The following is a 23,839-nucleotide window of genomic DNA, read 5'->3' as shown; positions in this document are numbered from 1 at the left end:
CCCGCCGCATGGCCTCCGTTCGTCATGAGATCGTGATCGACGCACCCCCGGAGCACATCTGGGACGTCCTGCGCGACGTCGGCGCCGTGCACGAGCGCCTGCTGCCGGGCCGCGTCACCGGCACCCGGATCGAGGGCGACCAGCGGTTCCTGACCTTCCCCGACGGGCACGTGGTCCGTGAACTGGTCGTCGGGATCGACGACGACGCCCGCCGCCTCGCCTACTGCGTCGTCGAGGGCGCGCGGCCGCCGGTGGAGTTCCACCACGCCACGTTCGAGGTCCGGTCCGAGGGCGACGGGGCGGGCCGGCTGATCTGGATCACCGATGTCCTGCCGCACGCGCGGGCGGCCGACATCCGGATCCGCATGGAACGCGGCGCGGCGGAGATGAAGCAGGCGATCGAGGCCGCCGCGCACGGCTGACCCGTTCATTCCTCCTCGACGTACGGGTGGGTGAGGAACTCGATGGCGTGGCCGTCGGGGTCGTCCACGTACACCCCGCGGCCGTGGTGCCGGTGGTTGATCCGCTGTGGCTCCTGGTGGTGCGGCCCGCCCCAGTACGGCAGGCCCCGCTCGCCGATCCGGGTGAAGATCTCGTCGAACTCGTCCTCCGAGACGAGGAAGGCCAGGTGCTGGAGGACGATCCGGTCCCGGCCGACGATCGAGTCGGCGAAGTCGATCGTCACGCCGTTGGCGACTCTGACCGTGGCGAACGGCCCGAACGTGCCGGGCCCCGGCTCGCCGAGCAGGCCGGTGAGGAAGCGGGCGGAGGCGAAGCGATCGGTGCTGTGCACGATCGTGTGATCCAGTCGAGCGGGCACGGCGCCCTCCATGTTTCCGAAGGTACTCATCGGTCACATACCGTGGACGGGTGATCGACAAGCGCATTCCCCGCGTGCTCGGGCTGCTCGGCCAGGAGGACACGCTGCGGGTTCTCTCCTGTCTCGTCCTCCATCCCGGGGAGCCTCTCGGCAAGCTCACCGGGCTCGGCCCGGACGAGGTCGGGCGGGCGCTCGGCCGGTTGGAGCGGGGCGGTCTCGCCGTACGGGACGGGGACGGGTGGCGGGCGCGGCCGGAGGCCTTCCGCGACCTGCTCCGCGCGGTGCCCGCCGAACCGGCGGGCCCGCTGGACGCGTTCCTGGTCGACGGGCGGCTCCTCTCCATACCGACGAAGCGGGCCAAGCGGCTGATGGTGCTTGACTACGTCTCCCAGGTCTTCGAGGTGGGCACGCGGTACCCGGAGAAGGAGGTCGACGTGGCGCTGCGGGCGTTCCACGACGACCACGCCGCGCTGCGCCGATATCTGGTGGACGAGGGGTTCCTCACTCGGGAGGACGGCGTCTACTGGCGCTCGGGCGGCACCGTCTGACCAGGTCCGGCCACATCGGCGGGTGCCCTTTCCCGACCGGCCCGCCGCGCGGACACTGGGAGACATGGGTGAGCCGACCAGGGTCCTTCTCGACGAGTCCCGGATCCCCCGGAACTGGTACAACCTCGTCCCCGACCTCCCCGCGCCTCCTCCCCCAGTGCTCCACCCGGCCACGCTCCAGCCGGTCGGCCCCGACGACCTCGCGCCGCTCTTCCCGGCGGAGCTGATCGGGCAGGAGGTCTCCGGGGAGCGGTACGTCCCCGTTCCGGATGAGGTGCTCGACGTGTACCGCCTGTGGCGGCCCACTCCCCTCATCCGCGCCCGCCGCCTGGAGCGCCGGCTCGGCACGCCCGCCCGGATCTACTACAAGTACGAGGGCGGCAGCCCGTCCGGGTCGCACAAGCCGAACACCGCGGTCCCGCAGGCCTACTACAACGCGCGGGAGGGCGTGCGGAGGCTGACCACGGAGACCGGCGCGGGCCAGTGGGGCTCGGCCCTGGCGTTCGCCTGCGGCCAGTTCGGCCTGGCGTGCGAGATCTGGATGGTCAGGGCGTCGTACGACCAGAAGCCCTACCGCCGTACGCTGATGCGCGTCCACGGCGCGACGCTGCACGCCAGCCCGTCGGCGGTGACCGCCGCGGGAGCCAGGATCCTGGCGGAGGACCCGCACTGCACGGGGTCGCTGGGCATCGCGATCAGCGAGGCCGTCGAGGTCGCCGGGCAGCACGACGACACGCGGTACGCCCTGGGCTCGGTGCTCAACCACGTCCTGATGCACCAGACCGTGATCGGCGAGGAGGCGCTGGAGCAACTGGCCGTCCTCGGCGAGACCCCCGACCTGGTCATCGGCTGCACCGGCGGCGGCTCCAACTTCGCCGGCCTGGCCTTCCCGTTCCTGCGGGAGAAGCTCGCGGGGCGGATGGACCCGGTGCTGCGCGCGGTGGAGCCTGCCGCCTGCCCGTCGCTGACGCGGGGCACGTACGCCTACGACTTCGGCGACACGGCGGGGTTCACGCCGCTGATGAAGATGCACACGCTGGGCCACACGTTCGTGCCGGACCCCATCCACGCCGGCGGGCTTCGCTATCACGGCATGTCGCCGCTGCTGTCGCACGTGTACGAACTGGGCCTGGTGGAGGCCGTGGCGGTGACGCAGACCGAGTGCTTCGACGCGGGCGTCCGCTTCGCCGGGGCCGAGGGGATCCTGCCGGCTCCCGAACCCGCCCACGCGGTGGCCGCGACCATCGCGGAGGCGCTGCGGTGCGCCGAGTCGGGCGAGGAGAAGGTCATCGTGACGTCCCTGTGCGGACACGGCCATTTCGACCTGCCCGCGTACGAGCGTCACCTCGCCGGCCGCCTGGAGGACTTCACGCTCCCGCAGGAGCGGATCGACGCGGCTCTCGCACACCTGCCTTCCGTTTGATGGCAAACTGTCTGATGTGACGCATGTTGACTGATATCCGTTTCGTCCGTTGACCGCAGGGTACGGCTGCGCCATCGCGCCGTCGTGCCGGCCAAAGCACTCATGCCAAACGGCTGAAATGCGCGGTATCAGCTCCATACGATTCTGGGACACCATCCGCTCTCGCCGGAGTATTCGTTTTGAACCGGAACTGCGTGATCAAGGACCCCGCCCCGGCGGACCGGGGACAGTGGCGGCGCAGCGGCGCCGCGTCCGCGCACGAACGGCTGGCGTTCCTGAACGAGGCGAGCCGCCGCATCGGCAGCACCCTCGACCTCGAGGAGACGAGCCGGGAACTCGTGGACGTGGCCGTCCCGAGGTTCGCCGACACCGCGGCCGTGATGCTCCAGGACCGCCTCCTCAACGACGGCGAGCTGTCGTCCCGCCCGGTGGACGGGACGACCCTCGTCCGCCGGACGGCGATGGGCGTGGCCGGCGCGGACGCGGACGCCTGCGTGAACGCCTTCCCCGTCGGCGAGGTGGCGGTCTACCCGGCGAGCCTGCCGCAGGCGCAGTGCATGGCGAGCGGCAAGCCGCTGATGTATCCGGCCATGGACAAGGAGAGCGCCCGGCTCATCGGCGCGGCCTTCGGCCGCGAGGACGCGATCGCCGCCCTGCTGACCGACGCCTCGTTCCTCACCGTGCCCCTAAGGGCCCGGGGACGGGTGCTCGGGTGCGTGGTCTTCACCAGGCGGGCGGGCGCGCCCCCGTTCGAGGAGCAGGACGTCGCGGTGGCCGAGGACCTCGCCACCCGCACCGCCGTGTGCGTCGACAACGCCCGCCTCTACACCACCGAGCGCCGGACCGCGCTGACCCTGCAGAGCAGCCTGCTGCCCGCCGAACTGCCGCAGCCGCTCGGGATGGACATCGCCTCGCGCTACCTTCCGGCGAGCGACCTGATGGGCGTCGGCGGAGACTGGTACGACGTGATCGCCCTTCCCGGGTGCCGTACGGCCCTGGTGGTGGGCGACGTCATGGGCCACGGGACCAGGGCCGCGGCGACGATGGGCCAGCTCCGCACGGCGGCGCGCACGCTGGCGAGCCTGGACCTGCCGCCCGACGAGGTGCTGTTCCGGCTCAACCTGATGAGCCAGGACCTCGATCCGACCCAGATCGCCACGTGCATCTACGCCGTCTACGACCCGGTGACGCGCGGCTGCGCGCTCGCCCGCGCCGGGCACGTGCCGCCGATCCTGCTGCATCCCGACCGGTCGACCGAGATCGTCGAGCTGCCGTCGGGCCTTCCCCTCGGCATCGGCAGCGACCCGCTGGAGATGCGCGAGCTGGTCCTGCCGGCCGGGAGCGTGCTCGCCTTCTACACCGACGGCCTGGTGGAGAGCCGCGAGCGGGACCTGGACGCCGGGATCATGGGGTTGCGCCGCCTGCTGGCCGGGCCCGTCGAGGACCTCGACGACATGTGCGACGACATCATCAGCAGCCAGCGGGCGAGCCACGAGCGCGACGACATCGCCCTGCTGGTGGCCCGTGTGCGTGAGCTCGACCCGGACGAGGTGGCGACCTGCCCCCTGCCCGCCGACCCGAAGTTCGTCTCCCAGGCCCGCCGGTTCGTCCGGGTCACCCTCGCCGCCTGGGGGCTGAGCAGCCTGGTGGACAGCACCCAGCTCATCGTCAGCGAACTGGTCACCAATGCGCTCAAGCACGGCTGGCCGCCGATCGAGCTGCGGCTGCTGCGCTGCCGCACACTGGTGGTCGAGGTCGCCGACGGCTCCCCCTCCAGCCCCGCCCCGCGTACGGCCACCCCCGACGAGGACACCGGCCGCGGCCTCCAGCTGATCAAGCGCTTCGCCTATCGCTGGGGCACCCGGCCCACCCCGTACGGCAAGATCGTCTGGGTCGAGCAGCATCTTCCGTGACCGGCCGCCTCCTCGCGGGCGGGCGGGCATGACTGATCGCCGGGAGGAGTTACGGTCGAATCGGGGAGCTCGTGGCGAGGAGGGGACATGATCGACATCCGGGACGCGTACCGCAGGGCGCTCGACGGTTTCGGCGACCGCCTCCATCTCGTCCGCCCCGGACAGTGGGACCTGCCGACGCCGTGCGTCGACTGGGACGTCCGGGGGCTGGTGAACCACCTGGTGACCGAGAACCTGTGGGCTCCCGAACTGCTGTCGGGCCGCACGGCCGCCGAGGTGGGCGACGCGTTCGAGGGCGACGTGCTCGGCGACGACCCGGTGAAGGCGTTCGAGGCGTCCGCGCAGGGCGCCGTCCAGGCGGTGTACGCCGAGGGCGCCCTCACGAGCGTGGCTCATCTGTCCTTCGGCGACGTGCCGGGCGAGGAGTACATCACCGAGCTGTTCGCGGACGCGCTGATCCACACCTGGGACCTCGCGCGGGCCGTCGGCGGTCCGGAACGGCTCGACCCCGACCTCGTCGCGTCCTGCGCCGAATGGTTCGCCAAGGCGTGGGACGGCTACCGCGAGGCGGGCGTGATCGGGGACGAGCGCGACGTCCCGGCCGGCGCCGACCAGCAGACCAAGCTGCTCGCGGCGTGGGGCAGAACCCCCTGAGACGGCCCCGGAACCGGGCTATCGCCCCGTAGGACGCTTGCCGTGGTTGGCCTTCTTCTTCCTGCGGGCCTTCGACTTGCGTGCGCGTCTGCCCATCGCGGCCGCCTTCCCTGGAGTACGGGTTTCGCCCACTGTCCCCCCGCGGGCGGGCGGCGGCAAGTACCCGCACCCCGGCTCAGCGCTCCTGTACGTATGTGTGCATAATCTGTTGGAATCTGTTTAAAGGAGTGGCGGATGCTGGCCCAGCAACGGCAGCAGGCGATCCTGGAGAGAGTCCGCAGGTCCGGCGGGGTCCGGGTCGCGCAACTCGTGCGTGAGCTCGGGGTGTCGGACATGACGATCCGCCGCGACCTGGAGGTCCTGGCGGAGCGCGGCCTGATCGTTAAGGTGCACGGCGGGGCCACCGCCACCGGCGCCGGCTCCACCGAGGAGCCGGGCTTCGCGGCCAAGTCGATGCGGCAGCAGGCCGAGAAGGAGGCCGTCGCCCGCTGCGCGGCCCCGCTCGTACGGCCGGGAAGCTCCGTCGCGCTCTCGGCCGGCACGACGACCTGGACGCTGGCCCACCACCTGGTGGACGTGCCCGAGCTGACCGTGATCACCAACTCCGTCCAGGTGGCCGACGTCTTCCACCGGGCGGGACGGCCCGACCAGACCGTGGTGCTCGTGGGCGGCGTGCGGACGCCGTCCGACGCGCTGGTCGGCCCGGTCGCGGTCGCGGCCGTCCGCTCCCTGAACGTCGACATCCTCATGCTCGGCGTGCACGGCATGAGCGTCCGGGCCGGTTTCACCACCCCCAACCTGCTGGAGGCGGAGACCGACCGCGCCCTGATCGCCGCCGCCCAGCGGCTCGTCGTCCTGGCCGACCACACCAAGTGGGGGACCGTCGGCATCAGCACGATCGCGGCCCTCGGCGAGGCCGACGTGGTCGTGAGCGACACGGGCCTGCCCGAGGACGCCCGCGCCGTGCTGTCGGAGCACGCCGGCGAGCTCCTCCTCGCGGATCCGTCCGGCGAGGCGCCCCTGAAGACCGCCTCCGTGTGACGCCGCCGCGACGCCGGAGAAGAGCCCTGTGAAGCTGGAGATCGCACCGTGAAGCGCACCATCGCTCATCTGGCCGACGGCCGGGAGCTGATCTATTTCGACCGCCGCGACGACGCCGACCACGACGTGGCCGACCCCCGGGATCTGCCCGCGCGCCCCCTCGCGTCCGAGTTGCGTCACGACCCGCTCATGGACGAGTGGGTGGCCGTCGCCCGGCACCGCCAGACCCGCACCCACCTGCCGTCCGCCCAGGAGTGCCCGCTCTGCCCCGGGCATCCCGGCTCGGAGATCCCCTCGCCGTACGAGGTGGCGGTGTTCGAGAACCGCTTCCCGTCGTTCAGCTTCAACACCGGCGCGTACGAGCAGGTGGGCGGGCTGAGCGAGGTGCGGCCGGGGACCGGGCGCTGCGAGGTCGTCTGCTTCACCTCCGACCACGACGCCTCCTTCAGCTCCCTCGGCGACGAGCGGGCCGCGCTGGTCGTCGAGGCGTGGGCCGACCGCACGGCCGAACTGTCCGCGCTGCCCGGCGTGGAGCAGGTCTTCTGCTTCGAGAACCGCGGCGCCGAGATCGGCATCACGCTGCCGCACCCGCATGGGCAGATCTACGCCTATCCGTACGTCACGCCGCGTACCCGGCAGATGCTGGAGACCGCCGCCCGGCACCGCGGCGGCAACCTGTTCGCGGACGTCCTGGCGGCCGAGCGGAAGGGGCCCCGCGTCGTGGCCGCCAACGAGCACTGGACGGCCTTCGTCCCGGCCGCCGCCCGGTACCCCTTCGAGGTGCACCTCTACCCGCACCGCCGGGTGCCGGACATCCCGGCGCTGTCGGCGGAGGAGCGGGCCGCCTTCGCGCCGCTGTACATCGACGTGCTGCGCCGCCTGGACGGGCTGTTCGGCGTCGTCATGCCGTACGTCGCGGCCTGGCACCAGGCTCCGGTCACCTACCGCCGGGATCTGGCCTACCTGCACCTCCAGGTCTTCACGATCCGGCGGGCGGCGGACAAGCTGAAGTACCTCGCCGGATCGGAGTCGGCGATGGGCGCCTTCGTCAACGACGTGCTGCCGGAGGAGGCCGCCCGCATGCTGCGCGAGGTGGTAACGGACTGATCTCCGTACGGTTGCGACTTGGGGTGGCAGTCACCATTTCTTTACCACTAGTATCCCTGGCACCACCGGTTACAGCCGGTGCCGCCTAATCCCGGGCGCCTCGCCCGGGAGCCGGGGACCCATTCACGCCTCTGGGGTAAAGGCACGTCGCTGCCCGGGCTCCTCCAGCCCGCACCCGTCAGCTAACCCGGTCGGCAGATGGAGAGGAGTGGGCTCTGCCCCGCGCGTTCCCCCTGGCCGCCGGTGTGTTGACCGCCGCGGCCCTCGTTCTCGGCACGGCCGCCGGGGGCGCCGCCGCCCCCAAGCCGACGGAGAGGCAGCTCAAGAAGCAGCTCGCCGGCCTGCAGAAGAAGGTCGACCGGCTCATCTCCGACTACAACGCCAAGCGGGTCGCGCTCGCCAGAGCGCGGGACGACGAGGCGGCGGCGCGCGCCCGCGTGACCAGGGCGGAAACCGACTACATGGCGACCCTCGACGAGGTCCGGGAGTTCGTCGGGCTGCGGTACCAGACCGACAGCGTGCGGGTCCTGCCCAACCTGACCGTCTCCGCGGTGGCGTACCAGCTCAAGGAGGAACAGGCCGCGAGGCTCGCGCGGGTCGACGAGGTCCGCACCGAACGGCAGAAGGCCGCCGAGGCGGCGAAGGCGCTCACCGCGTCGCTGAAGTCGCAGGCCGCGGAGGTCGCCGGTCGGCGCCGGGAGGCCGAGAAGCTCATCGACGACATCAAGGACAAGATCGACCGCCTGGTCCCGATCGCTCCGGGCCGGAGGGGCAGCGGGTCGTGGGCGCCCGAACTGCCGGCGGGCGCGGACAACATCACGCCCCGGATGCGGCTCATGCGCTCGGAGGTGGAGGAGCACTTCGATCTGAGCTTCCCGGTCGGCTGCTACCGGGCCGAGAACAGCGGTGAGCACCCCCTCGGCCGGGCCTGCGACTTCATGATGAGCTCGGGCGGCGCCATGCCCTCGGCCCAGATGAAGGCGCTCGGCGACAGCCTGGCCGCCTGGGCCATCAAGAACGGCCCGAAGCTCGGCGTGATGTACGTCATCTGGCAGCAGCGCATCTACAACCTCGGCCACCCGGGCTGGCGCCCCATGTCCGACCGGGGCGGCGTCACCGCCAACCACTACGACCACGTCCACATCTCGATGTACTGAGCAGGAGCTTCGAGGGCCGGCGGCCTCGCCGAGCGAGGCGGCCGGCCCGTTCCGCGTCAGGCGGGGATCTGCTTCTCGTTCCAGGTGTAGTAGATGTAGGTGCTGCCGGGCCCGGTCATCGTGCCGTAGACCTGCCACCAGCTGTTGGTGCCGGGCGAGAAGCGGAAGACCTTGTCGCCGGGCCGGTCGTCCACGAACACGGTCGTGGACCCGTCGGAGGAGTGGATCTGTACCTCGATCGTGAACGTCTCGGTGTCCGGGATGTCGAGGCAGACCTCGTGCGTGTACGCCGACGGACCGGCGATGTTGTAGTTACGGCCGTCCACCGACGGCCGCTGGACGTTGGTGGGGACGTAGCTGGTCCGGGCGTAGGTGTACCCGCCCGTGGAGCAGTCGACCGCGGAGGCGGACGCGGGACCGACGCCGGTGAGCGTGGCGCCGAGGACGCCGGTGGCGACGGCGAGAACGGAGATCGTGCGCTTCATGCCTCTCCTCATCCGTGCAGCGACCCTCCAACCAAAATGGTTGAAGGCTGAACTGATTCTGACTCGATCATGCTGTTTGGACAAGTACAGGCAAAGGTTCGTCCACGCCCGAGTCAAGCGGGTCGCGAGAGCGCGCCCCCTCTCCTGCGCCTGGAAGGCGGGCCGTCCGGCGGGGCGGAAATGAAGTGGTCGCACCCCGGGGGCCAGGGGGAGGATGTCCGGATGACCGACACACGTACCGATCCTCCGCTCGCCGCGGGCGAGCGCGAGATGCTGCGCGCCTTCCTCGACTTCCACCGCCAGACGCTGGCCGTGAAGTGCGAGGGCCTCGCCGAGGAACAGCTACGGCTGCGCTCCGTCCCGCCGTCGTCCCTGTCGCTGCTCGGCATCGTGCGGCACATGGCCGACGTCGAGCGGAGCTGGTTCCGGCGGCGGCTCGCCGGCGAGGACCTCGAAGGCATCTACTACACCGACGACGATCCGGACGGCGAGTTCGACAACGTGGACACGGCGTCCGCCGAGGAGGCCTTCGCCACCTGGCGCGCGGAGATCGAGCACGCGCGGGCGGCGGAGGCGGCCTGCGCCGATCTGGACGCGACGACGAAGGCGGCCCGGCAGGGCGTCCACCACTCACTGCGCTGGATCATGGTCCACATGATCGAGGAGTACGCGCGGCACAACGGCCACGCCGACCTGCTGCGCGAGCGCATCGACGGGGCGACGGGCGAGTAGGGACCCCGTCCCTCACCCGCCGGGCCGGGCCCGCCCGGCCCGGCCCAACCCGATCAGCCCGGTTCAGCCCCGCTCAGCCCGAGATGCGGACGGGGTTCACCAGGTCGGCGTAGATGAGAAGGCCGCCCATGACGACGAGCAGGGCCGCCATGACGTACGTCAGGGGGAGCGCCTTGGCGACGTCCACGTAGCCCGGCATGGGCCGCCGGCGCACCCGGGCGAAGGCCCGCTTGACTCCCTCCCACAGGCCGCCGGCGATGTGGCCGCCGTCCAGCGGCAGCAGGGGGACGAGGTTGAACATGCCGACCGCGAGGTTCAGCCCGGCCAGCAGGCTGATGAACACCTCGATCTTGCTGTCGATGGGGATGTCCGACGCGGCGATCTCACCGCCGATGCGGCCGGCGCCGACGATCCCGATCGGCCCGTTCGGGTCGCGCTTCTCCCCCGAGAACGCCGCGTTCCACACGCCGACCATCTTCTTGGGGATGTTGACCATGGCCGCGGCGGTCCGCTTGGTCAGGTCCCACATCTGCCCGACGACGTAGCCGGGGCCCTGCTTCTCCACGACGATCGTCGGGCTGACGCCGAGGAAGCCGACGTTCCTGTCCACCTTGTCGGGGTCGGTCTGCGAGGGCATGTCCTGCGCGATCAGGTCGACGTCCACCGTCGTGGTCCGGCCGTCGCGCTCGATGCCGAGCGTCGTCGCCCCGGCGCCGTGCGACCGGATCTGCCGGGTGGCCGCCTCCCAGCTGGCGACCGGAGTGCCGCCGACGGCGACGATCCGGTCCCCCGGCCGCAGCCCCGCCTTCGCCGCGGGCGTCAGCGGGTCGCCGGACGCGCAGTCCCGGTGCGCGGCCTCGGCCGCCGGGATAGCGCACTTGGACACCGAGGAGACGACCGGTTTCGTCGTCCGCACGCCGAAGCCCATCATCACGACCGCGAAGAGCACGAACGCCAGCACGAAGTTCATCGCGGGCCCGCCGGTCATGATGATGACCTTCTGCCACCAGGGCTTGCGGAAGAAGACGCGGTTCTCGTCACCCGGCCGGATCTCCTCCGAGGCGACCGCCCTGGCGTTCTCGATGAGGCCCTGCCAGGGGCCCGTCGAGACGCTGCGCAGCTTGCCGGGGTCGTCGGAGGGACGCGGCGGGAGCATGCCGACCATGCGGATGTAGCCGCCCAGCGGGATCCACTTCACGCCGTACTCGGTCTCGCCGCGCCGCCGCGACCACAGCGTCGGCCCGAAGCCGACCATGTACTGCGTCACGCGGACGCCGAACAGCTTGGCCGGGACGAGGTGCCCGATCTCGTGCAGCGCGATGGAGAGCAGCAGACCAACGAAGACGATCACGAATCCGGCCACGATGAGCCAGCTCATCAGCGCGTACCTCCGAGTCGGAGAAGATGCCGTGGCAGTCGTCGCACCCTCCGAGAGTAGCCCACCGGAACAAGGGAGAGACCTGCTCCGGCGAACCGGCGCGTTGCCCATACATGGCCGAACCTGGACACTCCGTTGACAGTACGCAATGGGTCGATCACCCTTTGAGAGACCGTCCAGAGGGGAGCGTCTTGATCCGGATCCTGGTGGCCGAACACCTTCCGTTGGTACGGCGAGGCCTGGTCGCATCTCTCGAAGGGGAGAGCGACCTCACGGTGGTCGCGGACGTCGGTTCGGCCGAGGACATCGTGCCGGCCGCCCTCGACGTACTGCCGGACGCCGCCGTCATCGACGCGGACCTGCCGGGGGCGGACGGGCCGAGCCTGGCCGCGCGGCTCGTCGAGAAGGTGCCCAGATGCCGGGTGATGCTGCTGTCGGCCCAGCCGAACCCCGGCCACCTCAAGCGGGCCTTCGCGGCGGGAGCCCTGGGCTACCTGAGCATCGAGGTGTGCCCCGAGCAGCTCGCCGACGGGATACGGCGGATCATCGCCGGGCGCCGGATCGTCGACTCCGAGCTCGCGGTCGCGGCCCTGGAGGCCGCCGAGTGCCCCCTCACGCCCCGGGAGCACGAGGTGCTGCGCCTCGCGGCGGGGGGCGCGCGCTCGAAGGAGATCGCCGCCGAGCTGGGCCTGTCCGTCGGCACGATACGCAACCACCTGTCGCGCGTCCTGGTGAAGACCGGGGCGCGCAGCCGGGTGGACGCCGTCCGCATCGCCACCGACTACGGCTGGTTGTAGGGAGCTTTCCCGGCGGGCCTCAGGGACGCCAGATGAGGACGAGCGCGCAGTCGTCGTTGTGACCGGACGACATGGCCTGCACGAGCTGCCGCGCCTTGTCCCGGAAGCCCGAGGGCAGCAGCCGCTCGGCCTCCCCCAGCAGCCGGTCGAGCCCGGCGTCGATGTCCCGGCCGGGCTGCTCGATCAGCCCGTCGGTGAACAGCATGAGCGCGTCGCCCTTGCGCAGCACGCCGCTGTCGGTCTCGCAGGCCAGGTCGGGCACGACGCCGAGCACGACCCCCTTGGCCGTGGACACCCGCCAGGTGCCCGACCCGGAGTCGAACCGGACCACCGGCGGGTGCCCGGCGGAGGTGATCGTGTACTCCCCCGTCGACAGGTCGAGCGTCAGGTGGACGGCCGTGACGAACCCCTCGTCGCCGATCTGCCGGTGGAGATAGGAGTTGCAGGAGGCCAGGAAGTCGTCCACCGAACCGAGCAGCCCGCCGAACGTGCCGGAGAGCATGAGCGCGCGGGTGCCGGCGTCGACGCCCTTGCCCGACACGTCGACGACGGCGAGCTGGACCCGGTCGCCCTCGCGCATGGAGACGACGAAGTCGCCGCCGAACGACGACCCTCCGGCCTGCTTGAGCACGACCTTGCCGCCCCAGTCCTTGGGCAGCGGCGGCAGCTCGCTCTGCCGCTTGAGCCGGTCGCGCAGCTCCAGCAGCATCGCGTCACCGCGCAGGCCCTGCACGCCGAGCTTGCCCCGCGTCCGCGCCATCGTCCACGCGAGCGCGGCGGTGAAGCCCATCGTGATCAGCAGGCCCGGCCCGACGGCGAGCACTCCCCTGGTCGCTCCCATGTAGGCGAGGGACGCCGCGACCGCGCACAGCAGGATGGCCAGGCTGCGCAGGCGGAGCTGGAGGCCGCCGATCAGCGTCACGAGGATCAGCAGCGACGGCGAGAACCAGTACGCCGAGACCTCCGCGTCGAGCACGCCGATGACCACGGTGACCGCGACGAGGGCGATCAGGAGGTACCGGTCCTTCGACCACACTTTCCTGACAAAACGGACCGACGGCACCAGAAGCGGCACGCGCGCCAGGATGGCGCGCAGCCGTGGAGAGATCAGCGGCGCCGGACGGGAAGTCATGATGGCCTCGACTGTATCCGGACATCCCAGGTGGCGGCACCCGCTTGACCGACGCCGGGGTCGTGTCCCGTGATCTTTCCAGCCTACCCCCGCCGAAGATCACGGGCCACCCGCCGGCCGCCCGCTCCGGATGTCCTGAGCGGATGTCCGGCCGGTTCGATCGCACGCTCACGGCCCGGGGCGTACGCTCGCGGTATGGCGCTGCAGAGTTTGCAGATCACCGCGATCACGGCCATGCGGGCCCGCGACGTGTCCCGGCCGACCCCCGAGCAGCAGGAGACCGCCGAACGGCGGCCGCTGCGCGACGAGACGACGCCCCGGCGGGAGTCCCGCCGGGGCCGTGACCGGGACGGCCGCTGACGCCGCCCCTGGGGCGCTGACCGGCCCGCTCACCGGCCGCCCGCCCGGTGTCCCGGACGGGCGGTCTCCGGCGCCGGTGCTTCCGGCCGGGCGGATCAGGCGGGCAGCGGCGGCAGTTCGCCGGTCGTCTCGTACTCGGCGAGCTGGCGGATCCGCCGGGCGTGCCGCTCCGCGCCCGAGAACGCCGTGCCGAGGAAGACCTCGACGAACCGGGCGGCCTCCTCCGGCGTGTGCATCCGCGCGCCGATGCTGATGACGTTGGCGTCGTTGTGCTCGCGGGCGAGCCGGGCCGTGTCCTCGTTCCAGGCGAGGGCGGCGCGCACCCCGCGCACCTTGTTGGCGGCGATCTGCTCGCCGTTCCCCGAACCGCCGATCACCACCCCGAGGCTGCCCTCGGCGGCGACCACGCCCTGCGCGGCGCGCAGCACGAACGGCGGGTAGTCGTCCTCCGCGTCGTAGACGTGGGGGCCGCAGTCCTCCACGTCGTGGCCCTGCTCCTTAAGCCAGGAGAGCAGGTGGTTCTTGAGCTCGTAGCCGGCATGGTCGGCACCGATGTAGACACGCACGGGACAAGTTTCCCAGACGAGTTCTGGCGGAGGTCACCCCGGCCTCCACTAAGGTAATAGACGAATACCGCCAGTGGCTCTTACACCACCTCATGCCGGAGCAGGAGTGTCATGCGCGAGATCCGCTACGTCGGCGACCCCGTCCTGCGTACCCCCGCGGAGCCCGTGACGGACTTCGACAGGGAGCTGCGCCGCCTGATCGACGAGATGTTCGCGGTGATGTACCAGGCCGACGGCGTGGGACTGGCCGGGCCGCAGATCGGGGTGGGCCGGCGGCTGTTCGTCTACGACATCAGCAACCGCAAGGGCCACGTGGTCAACCCGGAGCTGACGATCGACGACCCCGGGGAGGTCGTCGAGGAGGAGGGCTGCCTGTCGGTGCCGGGCAAGGAGACCGGCAAGCCGCTGTACGCCCCCACCGTCCGCGCCGCCGGAGTCACGCTGCGCGGGGTCGACAAGCTCGGCCGGCCCGTGGCCGTGAAGGCCCGGGGCATGCTCGCCCGGTGCTTCCAGCACGAGTTCGACCACCTTGAGGGCACGCTGTACGTCGACCGGCTGGGCAAGGACGAGCGCCGCAAGATCCTCCTCCAGGCGCCCTGAGACCGCCCCTTACAGCTGGATCGCCTTGGTCTCCAGGAACTCCTCCAGGCCGAACTCCCCCATCTCGCGCCCGACGCCCGACTGCTTGTAGCCGCCGAAGGGCGCCATGGGGTTGAACCGGCCCCCGTTGACCGCCACCTGGCCCGTGCGCAGGCGGCGGGCGACCGCGAGCCCCTCCTCCTCGGTGGCCGCCCAGACCGCCCCCGACAGTCCGTACGGCGTGCCGTTGGCGATCTCGACGGCCTCGTCCTCCGTGCCGAAGGGGATGATCGACAGCACCGGGCCGAAGATCTCCTCCTGTTCGACGGCCATGCCGGGCGACACCCCGGCGAAGACCGCGGGCTCGACGTAGTAGCCGCGGCCCATGGGATTGCCGGTCCCGCCGAGCACGAGGCGGGCCCCCTCCTCCTGGCCCCGGTTGAGGTATCCGACCACCCGGTCGCGCTGCGCGGCGGACACCAGCGGGCCGAGGCGGGTGCCCTCGGCGAACGGGTCGCCCGGGACGTATTTCGCCGCCGCCTCCACGGCCAGCCGGACCGCCTCGTCGTACTGGTCCCAGTGGACGAGCATCCGGGTCAGCGCCGAGCAGGTCTGGCCCGAGTTCAGGTAGGCCCCGGCGACCCCGTTCTTCACCGCCTTCTCCAGGTCGGCGCCGGGGAGGACGATGTTCGCCGACTTGCCGCCCAGCTCCAGGGCCACCCGCTTGACCGTCCCGGCCGCGAGGGCGGCGACCCTGCGCCCGGCCCTGGTCGAGCCGGTGAAGGAGACCATGTCCACGCCGGGGTGGGCGGCGAGGGCCTCTCCGACCACCGGGCCGTGCCCGCTGACCATGTTGAACACGCCGGGCGGCAGACCCACCTCGTGGAGGATGTCCGCGAACGCGTACGCCGCGAGCGGCGCGACCTCGCTCGGCTTGAGCACCACCGTGCAGCCGGCCGCCAGAGCCGGGGCCACCTTGCAGACGACCTGGTGGAGCGGGTAGTTCCACGGTGTGATCGCGCCGACCACCCCGACCGGCTCGCGGACGATCAGCGAGTTGCCCACCCGCCCGCCGTCGAAGTCGTACCGCTTGGCGAGGTCGGCGTAGGAGGCCAGCACCTCGGCGGGCATCAGCGTCTGCACCTTCAGCGCGAGCGGCAGCGGCGCGCCCATGTCGGTGGCGATCGTCGCGGCGATCTCCCGGGCGCGGTCCCTGAGCAGCCCGGCCGCCGTCCCGAGGAGCGCGGCGCGCTCGGCGGGCTCCGCCGCCGCCCAGGACGGGAAGGCGGCACGGGCGGCGGCGACCGCGGTCTCCACGTCGGCGGCCGACCCCGCGGGCACCCGGTCCACGATCTCCTCGGTCGCCGGGTTGACGACCTCGACGGCCTCGCGCGAGGAGGACGGCGTCCAGCCGCCGTCGACGTAGATCTGACGCATGCTCCTCATACTCGCGCCTTGACTGTCAGAACGCGAGCCCCGGCCGGAAGGCCCCTGTCAAGAGGGCCGTCGGACAACTTCCTTCTCAAGGTAGGGGCGATGTCGAATCCGTCCTGTGACCGTGACGTGGCAGGATTCATCCATCCCTGTACGCGAAGGGGCGACGGGGAACCGGGGGATTGATCATGCGATGAGGAGTGGGTGTGGCAGGGAATCTGACACGTGACGAGGCTCGGGAGCGTGCTCGGCTGCTCACGGTCCAGTCCTACCAGGTCGAACTCGACCTGACGGAGGGCGAGGAGCGGTACGAGAGCATCACGACGGTCCATTTCACCTCCGACCGGCCGGGGGCGGGCACGTTCATCGACCTGCACGGGGCCCATGTGCGGAAGGTGGTGCTGAACGGCCGGGATCTCGACGTTCGGACCTACGACGCGGACAAGGGCCGATTCCCGCTGCCGGACCTGGCCGAACGCAACGAACTGCGCATCGACGCCGACTGCTCGTACATGCGGACGGGCGAGGGGCTGCACCGCTTCGTCGACCCGGTCGACCAGCAGATCTACCTGCACAGCCAGTTCGAGACGGCGGACGCGCACCGCATGTACGCCTGCTTCGACCAGCCCGATCTCAAGGCGACCTTCGAGCTCACCGTCCTCGCGCCCGCCGAGTGGGAGGTCGTGTCGAACGGCGCCCCCGACTCCGCCGAGGACCTGGAGGAGCACCGCGGGCGGCACGGCACGCTGCAGGCCGCCAAGCGCTGGCACTTCCCGCCGACGCCTCCCATGTCGACGTACATCACGGCCCTCATCGCCGGGCCGTACGCGGTGGTGCGGGACGAGCACGACGGCATCCCGCTCGGCATCTATGTGCGGCGCTCGCTGGCCGAGCACCTCGACCCGGAGAACATCTTCGAGGTCACCAAGCAGGGCTTCGACTTCTTCCACCGCGTCTTCGGCCTGCGCTACCCGTTCGGCAAGTACGACCAGCTCTTCGTGCCGGAGTTCAACGCGGGCGCGATGGAGAACGCCGGCGCGGTGACGTTCCTGGAGGACTACGTCTTCCGCTCGCGGGTCACCGACGCGATCATCGAGCGCCGGGCCGAGACGATCCTGCACGAGATGGCCCACATGTGGTTCGGCGACCTCGTCACCATGCGGTGGTGGGACGACCTGTGGCTGAACGAGTCGTTCGCCACCTACATGTCGGTGCTGTGCCAGGCCGAGGCCACCCGCTGGGGCCAGGGCGCGTGGACGACGTTCGCCAACGTGGAGAAGTCCTGGGCCTACCGGCAGGACCAGCTCCCCTCCACCCACCCCATCGCGGCCGACATCCCGGACATGCAGGCCGTCGAGGTCAACTTCGACGGCATCACGTACGCCAAGGGCGCCTCGGTGCTCAAGCAGCTCGTCGCCTACGTCGGGCTGGACAACTTCCTCGCCGGCGTGCGCGACTACTTCAACGAGCACGCCTGGAAGAACACCACCCTGCAGGACCTGCTGTCGGCGCTGGAGCGCACCTCGGGCCGCGACCTGTCGTCCTGGTCGAAGGAGTGGCTGGAGACCTCCGGCGTCAACACCCTGCGGCCGTCGTTCACCACCGACGACGAGGGCCGGTTCCTCGGCTTCGAGGTCCTGCAGGAGGCCACGCCGGAGCACCCGACGCTGCGCTCGCACCGCGTCGCCATCGGCCTGTACTCCCTGCGGGACGGCGTGCTCGCCAGGACCAGGCGGGTCGAGCTCGACATCGTCGGGGCGCGCACCGCCGTGCCCGAGCTGGTCGGCGAGACGCGGCCCGACCTCGTGCTGATCAACGACGACGACCTCACGTACGCGAAGATCCGGCTCGACGAGCGGTCGCTGCAGACGCTCGTGAACGGCGGGATCACCGCGTTCACCGAGTCGCTGCCGCGCGCGCTGTGCTGGTCGGCCGCCTGGGACATGACCCGGGACGCCGAGATGGCCACCCGCGACTACGTCCGGCTGGTCGTGTCCGGCATCGACTCGGTGCGCGACATCACGGTGGTGCAGACCGTGCTGCGGCAGGCCCGCCAGGCCGTGCAGCAGTACGCCGACCCGGCGTGGCGGGCGACCGGCATGGGCGAGCTCTCCGCCGCGCTGCGCCGTCTCGTCACCTCGGCGGAGCCGGGCTCGGACCACCAGCTCGCCTACGTCAACGCCCTGGCCGCCACCGCGACCTCCGAGGAGGACCTGGCGTTCCTCAAGGGTGTGCTGGACGGCACGGAGGTGCCCGAGGGCCTGGCCGTCGACACCGACCTGCGCTGGACGCTCATCCACGGGCTGGTGTCCCGCGGGGTCCTCGGCGCCGCCGACATCGACGCCGAGCTGGTCCGCGACGCCACCGCGACCGGCGAGCGCTCGGCCGCCAACGCCCGGGCGGCGATCCCGGACGCGGAGGCCAAGGCCCGGTCCTGGGCGGCCATCGTGGGGGGCGAGCTGAGCGGCGCCCTGCTGCGCTCCACGATCCTCGGCTTCGTCGACCCGCACCACCCCGAGCTGCTGGAGCCGTACGGCGACCGGTACTTCGAGGAGGTCGGGCGGATCTGGAGCGAGTGGACCTCCGACATGGCGCAGAGCTTCGCGGTCGGGTGCTACCCGGCCCTGCTGATCCGCCCGGAGACCGTGGCGAGGACGCAGGACCTCATCAGCGCCCAGCAGCCGCCGCACGCGCTGCGGCGCCTGCTCCTGGAGGGCGCCGACGGCGTCAGCCGGGCGCTGCGGGCCCAGGCCCGCGACGCCTCCGCGTGACCGGGCGGCCCGCCCGCCCGCCTTCCTGATCCGGTCGCCCGGCGGGTGTGCCGGGTGAAAGCGGGGCGCAAGCCCCGTGCAAGCCCACCGGGGTGACATGAGGGGCCGGGCCGTTCACCCGGCGCGGGCGCGGCGGGCCCCCTCCGCCGCGCCCCGCCGCTCCGGCCGTGATGCGTGCCCCCACCGGCACGCGTGCGGCCGGCGGCGGGCGTTCACCGGGTGAGCGGCCACGGATCGTCGTCCGTGCAGGAGGCCTCCGTGATCCCCATGATCGTCACCCTCGCCGTCGTGGCCGTCCTCGTCGCCACGCTCGTCTCCCTCTACAACCGCCTCGTGCGTGGCCGGGGCGCCGTCGACAACGCCTGGGCGCAGATCGACGTGCAGCTCAAGCGCCGCCACGACCTCATCCCCAACCTCGTGGAGACCGTCAAGGGCTACGCCGCCCACGAGCGGGCCACGCTGGAGGCCGTGGTCACGGCCCGCTCCCGGGCGATCGGCGCCCAGGGCCCCGCGGAGCAGGCAGCGGCCGAGAACATGCTGTCCGGCGCGCTGAAGAGCCTGTTCGCCGTGGCGGAGGCCCACCCCGCCCTCAGGGCGAGCGGCAACTTCGCGGAACTGCAGCAGGAGCTCGCCACCACCGAGAACCGGATCGCCTACTCGCGGCAGTACTACAACGACGCCGTGCTGACCTACAACAACGCGATCCAGACGGTCCCCGCCAACATCGTGGCGGGGATGACCGGCTTCACGCCCCGTGAGTACTTCCGGGCTCCCGGCGAGGAGCGCGGGCCCGTACAGGTCGGGTTCTGACCATGGCCGCCGCCTGGACGGCCGCCGCGGCGGTGACCGGCCTGTGGCTGCTGCTCCTGCTCGCGCTCGCCGCGGCGACGAGGAACCCGGACGTCGAGGCGGGACCGGCCACCGCGAATCTCGCCCCCCACTCCCCCGCGGTGGTCGACCTGATCACCGGCGGCTGGCGACTGTGCGACGAGGCGGCCTCGGCGACCCTGCTGGACCTCGCCGCGAGAGGCGTCGTCGGCGTCGAGGAGATCGGGCCGGAGCTGTCGCTCGTCCGGTTGCGGGGCGAACCGGGCGGCCTGCGCCCGTACGAGCGGCTCGTCTACGACCACGTCCGCGCGCTGGCCGTCGACGGGGTGGTGGCCACGGGCGCGCTGGCCGAGGGCTCGCGCGACCTCGGCCGGTGGTGGAAGAGCTTCCGCCGGAAGGTGATCGCCGAGGCCCGGGAGCACGGCCTGTCCCGGGCGCGCTGGAGCAGGGCGCACGCGGCGCTCCTCACCGTCGCGGCGGCGCTGCCGGCGGCGGCGAACGGCATCGCGGCGAACATCTCCGACAAGGACCACGAGGCCGGGATCGGCGCGGCGGTCGTCTCCTTCGCCGGTCTCCTGGCGCTCATGGGGCGGCTCAACGGCGAGCGCGGCACGGCCGAGGGGGCCAGGGCCGCCGCCCACTGGCTCGGCGTCCGCGCGCACCTGGGGACGACCGGGCGGTTCGCCGAGCAGCCCGCCGCCGCCGTCACGATCTGGGGCCGCCACCTCGCGTACGCCGCCGCGCTCGGCCTGGCGCCGCGGGCCGTCACGAGCCTGCCGGTCAGCACCCCCGCCGACGACAGCCGCGCGTGGTCCGACTACGGCGGCATGTGGCACATCGTCCACGTCCGCTATCCGTCCCGCCTGCTGTGGGGCCGGTCGCCGGGCTCTGTCGTCGTGCGGGGCCTCGCGGCCGGCTGGTTCGCGGGCTTCTTCGCCTGGATGCTCCTGGTGGCCGCCTCCGCCTTCGACGTGTGGCCGCGCGGACTCGTCGTGCCCGCCGCTCTCCTCGCGGGCCTGGCGGTGGCCGGGCCGCCGATCCTGTTCGCGCTCTCCGACCTGACCGGCCCGGTCACCGTGGAGGGCCAGATCGTACGGCTGCGGCGCTTCCGGGACGGCGGCAAGGGCGGCGACAACGCCAGGTGGACCTACTGGTGCGCGATCGACGAAGGGCGTGCCCCCGAGGTCAGGGCCCGCGAGGTCAGGGCGATGTGCCTGGGCGGGGACATGTGGGAGCCCCTGCGCGAGGGCGACCGGGTGCGGGCCGCGGCGGGCCGCAGGACCGGCTGGATCAGGCGGATCGAGGTGATCGAGGGCTCGCGCCTCCGGAACGCCGCCTCCTACGACGACACCGGCGAGCACCTGGTGGACGCGCCGGAGAACCTGGGCGAGGTGCCGGTCCTGCCCGATCCCGCGCCCCTGCGTTCCACTGATCAAACCCGCCCATACCGCCACCGGCGTAATGAGTAGGGTCGTCGGGTGCACTCAGCCCGAGACCTGTTGATCGCCCTGGCCCGGAGGTACTCGTTCGGCGACGTCGGCGCGCTCGCGCCGGCCGTGCTCGGGGAGAACGAGCGGGCGGCCCGGGTTGCGTCGGTCTGCGAGTTCGGCCAGCGGCTGCTCACGCTCGACGCCGAGGACTTCGCGGCCGAGATCGACGCCCAGACCGTGCCCGCCGACCTGCGCCGCCGTGCCCGCGCCTGCCACATGCCGCAGACGCCGAGGGAGCAGCCGCGGGGCGCGCTCGACTCGCTGCGCCCGGCGTACGCGCTGCTCCTGGAGGTGATCGAGGCCCGCTGGCGGCGGCGCGAGCTGAGCTCGATGATCGCGGCCGTGCACATCTGCGGCGAGTATCTCCCGCTGCTGGCCTTCGAGCCCGCGCTCGGGCACGCGGGCGACCCCGCCCGCTGGCCGGAGGGCCTGCGCGCCCCCGGCAGCAGGTTCGGGGCCATGGCCGACCGCGAGTGCGACCACACCAGGGCCGAGCGGTCGGCGGCCGAGCGGACGCTGCGGGTGGCGGTGGAGCCGCCCACGGGCTGGCGGGCCTACTTCGACCGGCAGCACAGCCAGGTGGCCGGGGCCCTCGGCACCTGCGCGGGCCGGTGCCGCACCCCCTGCCGGGCCCTCGACTGGGTGCCGGACGCCGGCGGCCTGGCGGCGCGCTGCCGCGTCGCGCTGGCCTTCGCCGACACCCCGCTCGTACGGCTGCGCCACGCCGCCCCGGTCGGCCACGGGTTCGGCGTGCCGTCGCCGGAGGAGACGCTGGAGGCGTGGGACCGCAGCCGCGCCGCGCTGGCCAAGCACGACGCGGCGCACGCGGTCACCGCGGACGACGGCTTCCCGCTGCCGGGGCTGCCCGCCCTGATCTCCGCCGTGGCGGCGGTGCCGGTGCGCCCCGCCACGCTGCTCGCCGACGTCTCCGCGCACGTGGTGGAGCTGCTGCGTTAGGTCGTCACCACATGGCCGGCCTGCGGTCGCCCCAGAAACCGCCGACGGACGCCTCCACCTGCGACGACAGCGAGATGAGGGTGCCCTCGTCGCCGTACCTGCCGGCCAGCATGACGCCGATGGGCAGGCCGTCGGGCGTCCAGTGGAGCGGCAGGTTGACCGCGGGCTGGCCGCTCACGTTGTAGATGGCGGCGAACGGCGCGAACCGCTTCATCCGCTCGAACGTCTCCTCCGGGGAGTCGACGTCCTCGAACCAGCCCACCGGCGCGGGCGGCTGGGTCACGGTCGGCGACAGCACCGCGTCGTAGGTGTCGGTGACGAGCATCGCGAAGCGGGTGGCGAGCTGGAGCGCCGACTGCGCGTGCAGGAACTCGGGCGCCGAGAGCGCGTGGCCCCGCTCGCGCAGCCAGGCGGTGAGCGGGCGCAGCTTCGGTTCGAGCTCCTTCGAGACGGGGTGGATGCACGAGAAGCTGAACCACAGCTTGACGAACTCGGGCACGATGTCCGGGCCGAACGGCGGCGCGATCTCCTCCACCTCGTGGCCGAGCGCCTCCAGCGCCGCCGATGCGCTCTCGTACGCGGCGAGCACGTCGGGGTGGACCTCCGCGCCCGGCACGGCGGGCTCGGCGAACCTGGCGATCCGCAGCCGGCCCGGGTCGCGCCCCACGTAGGCCGAGAACGACCCCAGCGCGGGCGGCGGCGCGTGGTAGAGGTCGCCGGGGTTGTGGTGGGCCATCGCGTCGAGCAGCGCCGCGGCGTCGGCGACGTTCCGGGCCAGCGGCCCGTTGGTGGACAGCCCCGCCAGGTCGGGGACGATCGGGGCGAAGGAGATCCGGCCCCGGCTGGGCTTGATGCCGTACAGGCCGCAGACGGAGGCGGGGATGCGGATCGATCCCGCGCCGTCGCTGCCGTGGGCGACGGGCGCCAGACCGGCCGCGACGGCGGCCGCGGCGCCTCCGCTCGACCCGCCCGCGGAGCGCCCGGTGTCCCACGGGGTGCGGGCGGGCTCGCTCACGTAGGTCTCGGTGTAGCAGGGCAGGCCGAACTCCGGGGTGCTGGTCTTGCCCAGCATGACCGTCCCGGCCTCCCGCAGCCGCTCGACCACGCTGTCGTCCACCGGAGAGACGAACCCCTCGTAGGTGGCCGAACCGAAGTAGAGCGGCACGTCCTTGACGAAGTTGAGGTCCTTGATCGGAACGGGCACGCCCAGCAGCGGCGGGTGGTCGCCGGCGTCCCCCGCGGCGATCCGGGCCTCCTGGTCGCGGGCCTGGTCGAGGGCCCGCTGGGCGGTCACCGTGACGAACGCCCCCACCCCGGGGTCGAGCCGTTCGATCCGCTCCAGGTAGTGCTCGACGATCTCGACGGGGGAGAGTTCACCCGTTCGTACGGCTGCCGCCTGCTCAAGGGCGGTAAGGTCGTGAATGTGCGCCACGCTTCCGAACCGTAGGCCGCCCGGCCGGGGATATCTAGAGAAGATACCCGGCCTTCTGAGCTTCAAATCAGCTCATGCAGGCAACAAAAGTATGAACCATTCAACACTAGGCAAGCTGTAGACGGCTCAACTACCGTGAGTGATGTGGATACCGGTCTAAGGCCAGAAGACGGTCACGATACGTCACCCATCTGGGTCGGTGACCAATCGTCGGAGCAGGCGGAACGCCCTTCGG

Annotated in this window: 24 protein-coding genes and 1 riboswitch; of the genes, 16 read left to right on the top strand and 8 right to left on the bottom strand. The window is 72.0% G+C overall.

What is annotated here, in order from left to right:
* Positions 1 to 8 precede the first annotated feature (8 nt).
* The gene (locus HHX40_RS19165; RefSeq protein ID WP_182881642.1) at positions 9 to 422 is read left to right on the top strand and encodes an SRPBCC family protein; all 414 of its coding nucleotides are present in this window, start codon (positions 9 to 11) and stop codon (positions 420 to 422) included.
* Positions 423 to 427: 5 nt separating this feature from the next.
* Here HHX40_RS19165 and HHX40_RS19160 read toward each other — a convergent pair whose 3' ends face one another.
* A complete protein-coding gene (locus tag HHX40_RS19160; protein ID WP_117409730.1) occupies positions 428 to 820 on the bottom strand; it encodes a VOC family protein in 393 nt (130 codons plus the stop codon).
* Between the two features lie 50 nt (positions 821 to 870).
* Between HHX40_RS19160 and HHX40_RS19155 the strand changes: the two genes are divergently transcribed.
* The 4 genes from HHX40_RS19155 to HHX40_RS19140 all read left to right on the top strand — a co-directional run bounded on the left by HHX40_RS19155 (position 871) and on the right by HHX40_RS19140 (position 5,358).
* On the top strand, positions 871 to 1,368 hold the full coding sequence (locus HHX40_RS19155; RefSeq protein WP_182881641.1) for a DUF2087 domain-containing protein: 498 nt from the start codon (positions 871 to 873) through the stop codon (positions 1,366 to 1,368).
* Between the two features lie 64 nt (positions 1,369 to 1,432).
* Positions 1,433 to 2,791 carry a TrpB-like pyridoxal phosphate-dependent enzyme gene (locus tag HHX40_RS19150; protein ID WP_182881640.1) on the top strand — a complete coding sequence of 453 codons (1,359 nt, stop codon included), beginning with the start codon at positions 1,433 to 1,435 and terminating at the stop codon, positions 2,789 to 2,791.
* Between the two features lie 194 nt (positions 2,792 to 2,985).
* Positions 2,986 to 4,704, top strand: coding sequence for an ATP-binding SpoIIE family protein phosphatase (locus tag HHX40_RS19145; RefSeq protein WP_182881639.1), 1,719 nt, complete (start codon positions 2,986 to 2,988; stop codon positions 4,702 to 4,704).
* Between the two features lie 87 nt (positions 4,705 to 4,791).
* Positions 4,792 to 5,358: a TIGR03086 family metal-binding protein gene (locus tag HHX40_RS19140; RefSeq protein ID WP_182881638.1), complete on the top strand. Its 567-nt coding sequence runs from the start codon at positions 4,792 to 4,794 to the stop codon at positions 5,356 to 5,358.
* An 18-nt stretch (positions 5,359 to 5,376) separates the two neighbouring features.
* On the opposite strand, the gene HHX40_RS38240 is transcribed toward HHX40_RS19140, so the two are convergent.
* Positions 5,377 to 5,454, bottom strand: coding sequence for a 50S ribosomal protein bL37 (locus HHX40_RS38240; RefSeq protein ID WP_396697758.1), 78 nt, complete (start codon positions 5,452 to 5,454; stop codon positions 5,377 to 5,379).
* A gap of 138 nt (positions 5,455 to 5,592) precedes the next feature.
* Between HHX40_RS38240 and HHX40_RS19135 the strand changes: the two genes are divergently transcribed.
* The 3 genes from HHX40_RS19135 to HHX40_RS19125 all read left to right on the top strand — a co-directional run bounded on the left by HHX40_RS19135 (position 5,593) and on the right by HHX40_RS19125 (position 8,663).
* Positions 5,593 to 6,399 carry a DeoR/GlpR family DNA-binding transcription regulator gene (locus HHX40_RS19135; RefSeq protein WP_117409720.1) on the top strand — a complete coding sequence of 269 codons (807 nt, stop codon included), beginning with the start codon at positions 5,593 to 5,595 and terminating at the stop codon, positions 6,397 to 6,399.
* A 48-nt stretch (positions 6,400 to 6,447) separates the two neighbouring features.
* Positions 6,448 to 7,506, top strand: a complete 1,059-nt coding sequence (gene galT, locus HHX40_RS19130) for a galactose-1-phosphate uridylyltransferase (protein WP_182881637.1) — start codon at positions 6,448 to 6,450, stop codon at positions 7,504 to 7,506.
* A 73-nt stretch (positions 7,507 to 7,579) separates the two neighbouring features.
* Positions 7,580 to 7,717, top strand: a riboswitch (cyclic di-AMP (ydaO/yuaA leader).
* Positions 7,718 to 7,751: 34 nt separating this feature from the next.
* Positions 7,752 to 8,663, top strand: a complete 912-nt coding sequence (locus tag HHX40_RS19125) for a hypothetical protein (RefSeq protein WP_310738185.1) — start codon at positions 7,752 to 7,754, stop codon at positions 8,661 to 8,663.
* A 56-nt stretch (positions 8,664 to 8,719) separates the two neighbouring features.
* Here HHX40_RS19125 and HHX40_RS19120 read toward each other — a convergent pair whose 3' ends face one another.
* Positions 8,720 to 9,148: a hypothetical protein gene (locus HHX40_RS19120; protein ID WP_182881636.1), complete on the bottom strand. Its 429-nt coding sequence runs from the start codon at positions 9,146 to 9,148 to the stop codon at positions 8,720 to 8,722.
* A gap of 222 nt (positions 9,149 to 9,370) precedes the next feature.
* Here HHX40_RS19120 and HHX40_RS19115 point away from each other — a divergent pair, with 222 nt between their 5' ends.
* Positions 9,371 to 9,880 carry a DinB family protein gene (locus HHX40_RS19115; RefSeq protein WP_117409724.1) on the top strand — a complete coding sequence of 170 codons (510 nt, stop codon included), beginning with the start codon at positions 9,371 to 9,373 and terminating at the stop codon, positions 9,878 to 9,880.
* A 73-nt stretch (positions 9,881 to 9,953) separates the two neighbouring features.
* On the opposite strand, the gene HHX40_RS19110 is transcribed toward HHX40_RS19115, so the two are convergent.
* Positions 9,954 to 11,258: a M50 family metallopeptidase gene (locus HHX40_RS19110; RefSeq protein ID WP_182881635.1), complete on the bottom strand. Its 1,305-nt coding sequence runs from the start codon at positions 11,256 to 11,258 to the stop codon at positions 9,954 to 9,956.
* Between the two features lie 191 nt (positions 11,259 to 11,449).
* Here HHX40_RS19110 and HHX40_RS19105 point away from each other — a divergent pair, with 191 nt between their 5' ends.
* Entirely contained in the window at positions 11,450 to 12,055 is a 606-nt protein-coding gene (locus HHX40_RS19105; protein WP_182873698.1) for a LuxR C-terminal-related transcriptional regulator, read from the top strand.
* A 19-nt stretch (positions 12,056 to 12,074) separates the two neighbouring features.
* On the opposite strand, the gene HHX40_RS19100 is transcribed toward HHX40_RS19105, so the two are convergent.
* Complete coding sequence (locus HHX40_RS19100) at positions 12,075 to 13,187, bottom strand: PP2C family protein-serine/threonine phosphatase (RefSeq protein ID WP_182881634.1); 1,113 nt, start codon at positions 13,185 to 13,187, stop codon at positions 12,075 to 12,077.
* 195 nt (positions 13,188 to 13,382) lie between these two features.
* On the opposite strand from HHX40_RS19100, the gene HHX40_RS19095 reads away from it, so the two are divergent.
* Entirely contained in the window at positions 13,383 to 13,547 is a 165-nt protein-coding gene (locus HHX40_RS19095; RefSeq protein ID WP_165900879.1) for a hypothetical protein, read from the top strand.
* A 95-nt stretch (positions 13,548 to 13,642) separates the two neighbouring features.
* On the opposite strand, the gene HHX40_RS19090 is transcribed toward HHX40_RS19095, so the two are convergent.
* On the bottom strand, positions 13,643 to 14,113 hold the full coding sequence (locus HHX40_RS19090) for a ribose-5-phosphate isomerase (protein WP_182881633.1): 471 nt from the start codon (positions 14,111 to 14,113) through the stop codon (positions 13,643 to 13,645).
* A gap of 111 nt (positions 14,114 to 14,224) precedes the next feature.
* Between HHX40_RS19090 and def the strand changes: the two genes are divergently transcribed.
* Entirely contained in the window at positions 14,225 to 14,713 is a 489-nt protein-coding gene (def, locus tag HHX40_RS19085; RefSeq protein WP_117409540.1) for a peptide deformylase, read from the top strand.
* A 9-nt stretch (positions 14,714 to 14,722) separates the two neighbouring features.
* On the opposite strand, the gene HHX40_RS19080 is transcribed toward def, so the two are convergent.
* Positions 14,723 to 16,129 carry an aldehyde dehydrogenase family protein gene (locus HHX40_RS19080; protein WP_182881632.1) on the bottom strand — a complete coding sequence of 469 codons (1,407 nt, stop codon included), beginning with the start codon at positions 16,127 to 16,129 and terminating at the stop codon, positions 14,723 to 14,725.
* A 203-nt stretch (positions 16,130 to 16,332) separates the two neighbouring features.
* Here HHX40_RS19080 and pepN point away from each other — a divergent pair, with 203 nt between their 5' ends.
* From pepN to HHX40_RS19060, 4 genes are all read left to right on the top strand, one after another.
* Complete coding sequence (pepN, locus tag HHX40_RS19075) at positions 16,333 to 18,897, top strand: aminopeptidase N (protein WP_182881631.1); 2,565 nt, start codon at positions 16,333 to 16,335, stop codon at positions 18,895 to 18,897.
* 267 nt (positions 18,898 to 19,164) lie between these two features.
* A complete protein-coding gene (locus HHX40_RS19070; RefSeq protein ID WP_182881725.1) occupies positions 19,165 to 19,707 on the top strand; it encodes a LemA family protein in 543 nt (180 codons plus the stop codon).
* A gap of 2 nt (positions 19,708 to 19,709) precedes the next feature.
* A complete protein-coding gene (locus HHX40_RS19065; RefSeq protein ID WP_182881630.1) occupies positions 19,710 to 21,194 on the top strand; it encodes a DUF2207 family protein in 1,485 nt (494 codons plus the stop codon).
* 9 nt (positions 21,195 to 21,203) lie between these two features.
* Positions 21,204 to 22,172, top strand: a complete 969-nt coding sequence (locus HHX40_RS19060) for a hypothetical protein (RefSeq protein WP_182881629.1) — start codon at positions 21,204 to 21,206, stop codon at positions 22,170 to 22,172.
* 4 nt (positions 22,173 to 22,176) lie between these two features.
* Here HHX40_RS19060 and HHX40_RS19055 read toward each other — a convergent pair whose 3' ends face one another.
* Positions 22,177 to 23,604, bottom strand: coding sequence for an amidase (locus HHX40_RS19055; protein WP_117409534.1), 1,428 nt, complete (start codon positions 23,602 to 23,604; stop codon positions 22,177 to 22,179).
* Positions 23,605 to 23,839 lie beyond the last annotated feature (235 nt).

Origin of the sequence: Microbispora sp. H10949 (assembly GCF_014161435.1) — a bacterium.
Lineage (GTDB): Bacteria > Actinomycetota > Actinomycetes > Streptosporangiales > Streptosporangiaceae > Microbispora > Microbispora triticiradicis.
Note: the sequence above shows the minus strand (reverse complement) of the source record. Positions and strands in the feature narration are given on the sequence as shown.

What these genes read in the sequence shown, in the direction of transcription:
- HHX40_RS19165 (WP_182881642.1), top strand. Translation starts at nt 9, where the DNA reads ATGGCCTCCGTTCGTCATGAGATCGTGATCGACGCACCCCCGGAGCAC.
- HHX40_RS19150 (WP_182881640.1), top strand. Translation starts at nt 1,433, where the DNA reads ATGGGTGAGCCGACCAGGGTCCTTCTCGACGAGTCCCGGATCCCCCGG.
- HHX40_RS19140 (WP_182881638.1), top strand. Translation starts at nt 4,792, where the DNA reads ATGATCGACATCCGGGACGCGTACCGCAGGGCGCTCGACGGTTTCGGC.
- HHX40_RS38240 (WP_396697758.1), bottom strand. Translation starts at nt 5,454, where the DNA reads ATGGGCAGACGCGCACGCAAGTCGAAGGCCCGCAGGAAGAAGAAGGCC.
- HHX40_RS19135 (WP_117409720.1), top strand. Translation starts at nt 5,593, where the DNA reads ATGCTGGCCCAGCAACGGCAGCAGGCGATCCTGGAGAGAGTCCGCAGG.
- HHX40_RS19120 (WP_182881636.1), bottom strand. Translation starts at nt 9,148, where the DNA reads ATGAAGCGCACGATCTCCGTTCTCGCCGTCGCCACCGGCGTCCTCGGC.
- HHX40_RS19115 (WP_117409724.1), top strand. Translation starts at nt 9,371, where the DNA reads ATGACCGACACACGTACCGATCCTCCGCTCGCCGCGGGCGAGCGCGAG.
- HHX40_RS19110 (WP_182881635.1), bottom strand. Translation starts at nt 11,258, where the DNA reads ATGAGCTGGCTCATCGTGGCCGGATTCGTGATCGTCTTCGTTGGTCTG.
- HHX40_RS19100 (WP_182881634.1), bottom strand. Translation starts at nt 13,187, where the DNA reads ATGACTTCCCGTCCGGCGCCGCTGATCTCTCCACGGCTGCGCGCCATC.
- HHX40_RS19095 (WP_165900879.1), top strand. Translation starts at nt 13,383, where the DNA reads ATGGCGCTGCAGAGTTTGCAGATCACCGCGATCACGGCCATGCGGGCC.
- def (WP_117409540.1), top strand. Translation starts at nt 14,225, where the DNA reads ATGCGCGAGATCCGCTACGTCGGCGACCCCGTCCTGCGTACCCCCGCG.
- HHX40_RS19080 (WP_182881632.1), bottom strand. Translation starts at nt 16,129, where the DNA reads ATGCGTCAGATCTACGTCGACGGCGGCTGGACGCCGTCCTCCTCGCGC.
- HHX40_RS19070 (WP_182881725.1), top strand. Translation starts at nt 19,165, where the DNA reads ATGATCGTCACCCTCGCCGTCGTGGCCGTCCTCGTCGCCACGCTCGTC.
- HHX40_RS19065 (WP_182881630.1), top strand. Translation starts at nt 19,710, where the DNA reads ATGGCCGCCGCCTGGACGGCCGCCGCGGCGGTGACCGGCCTGTGGCTG.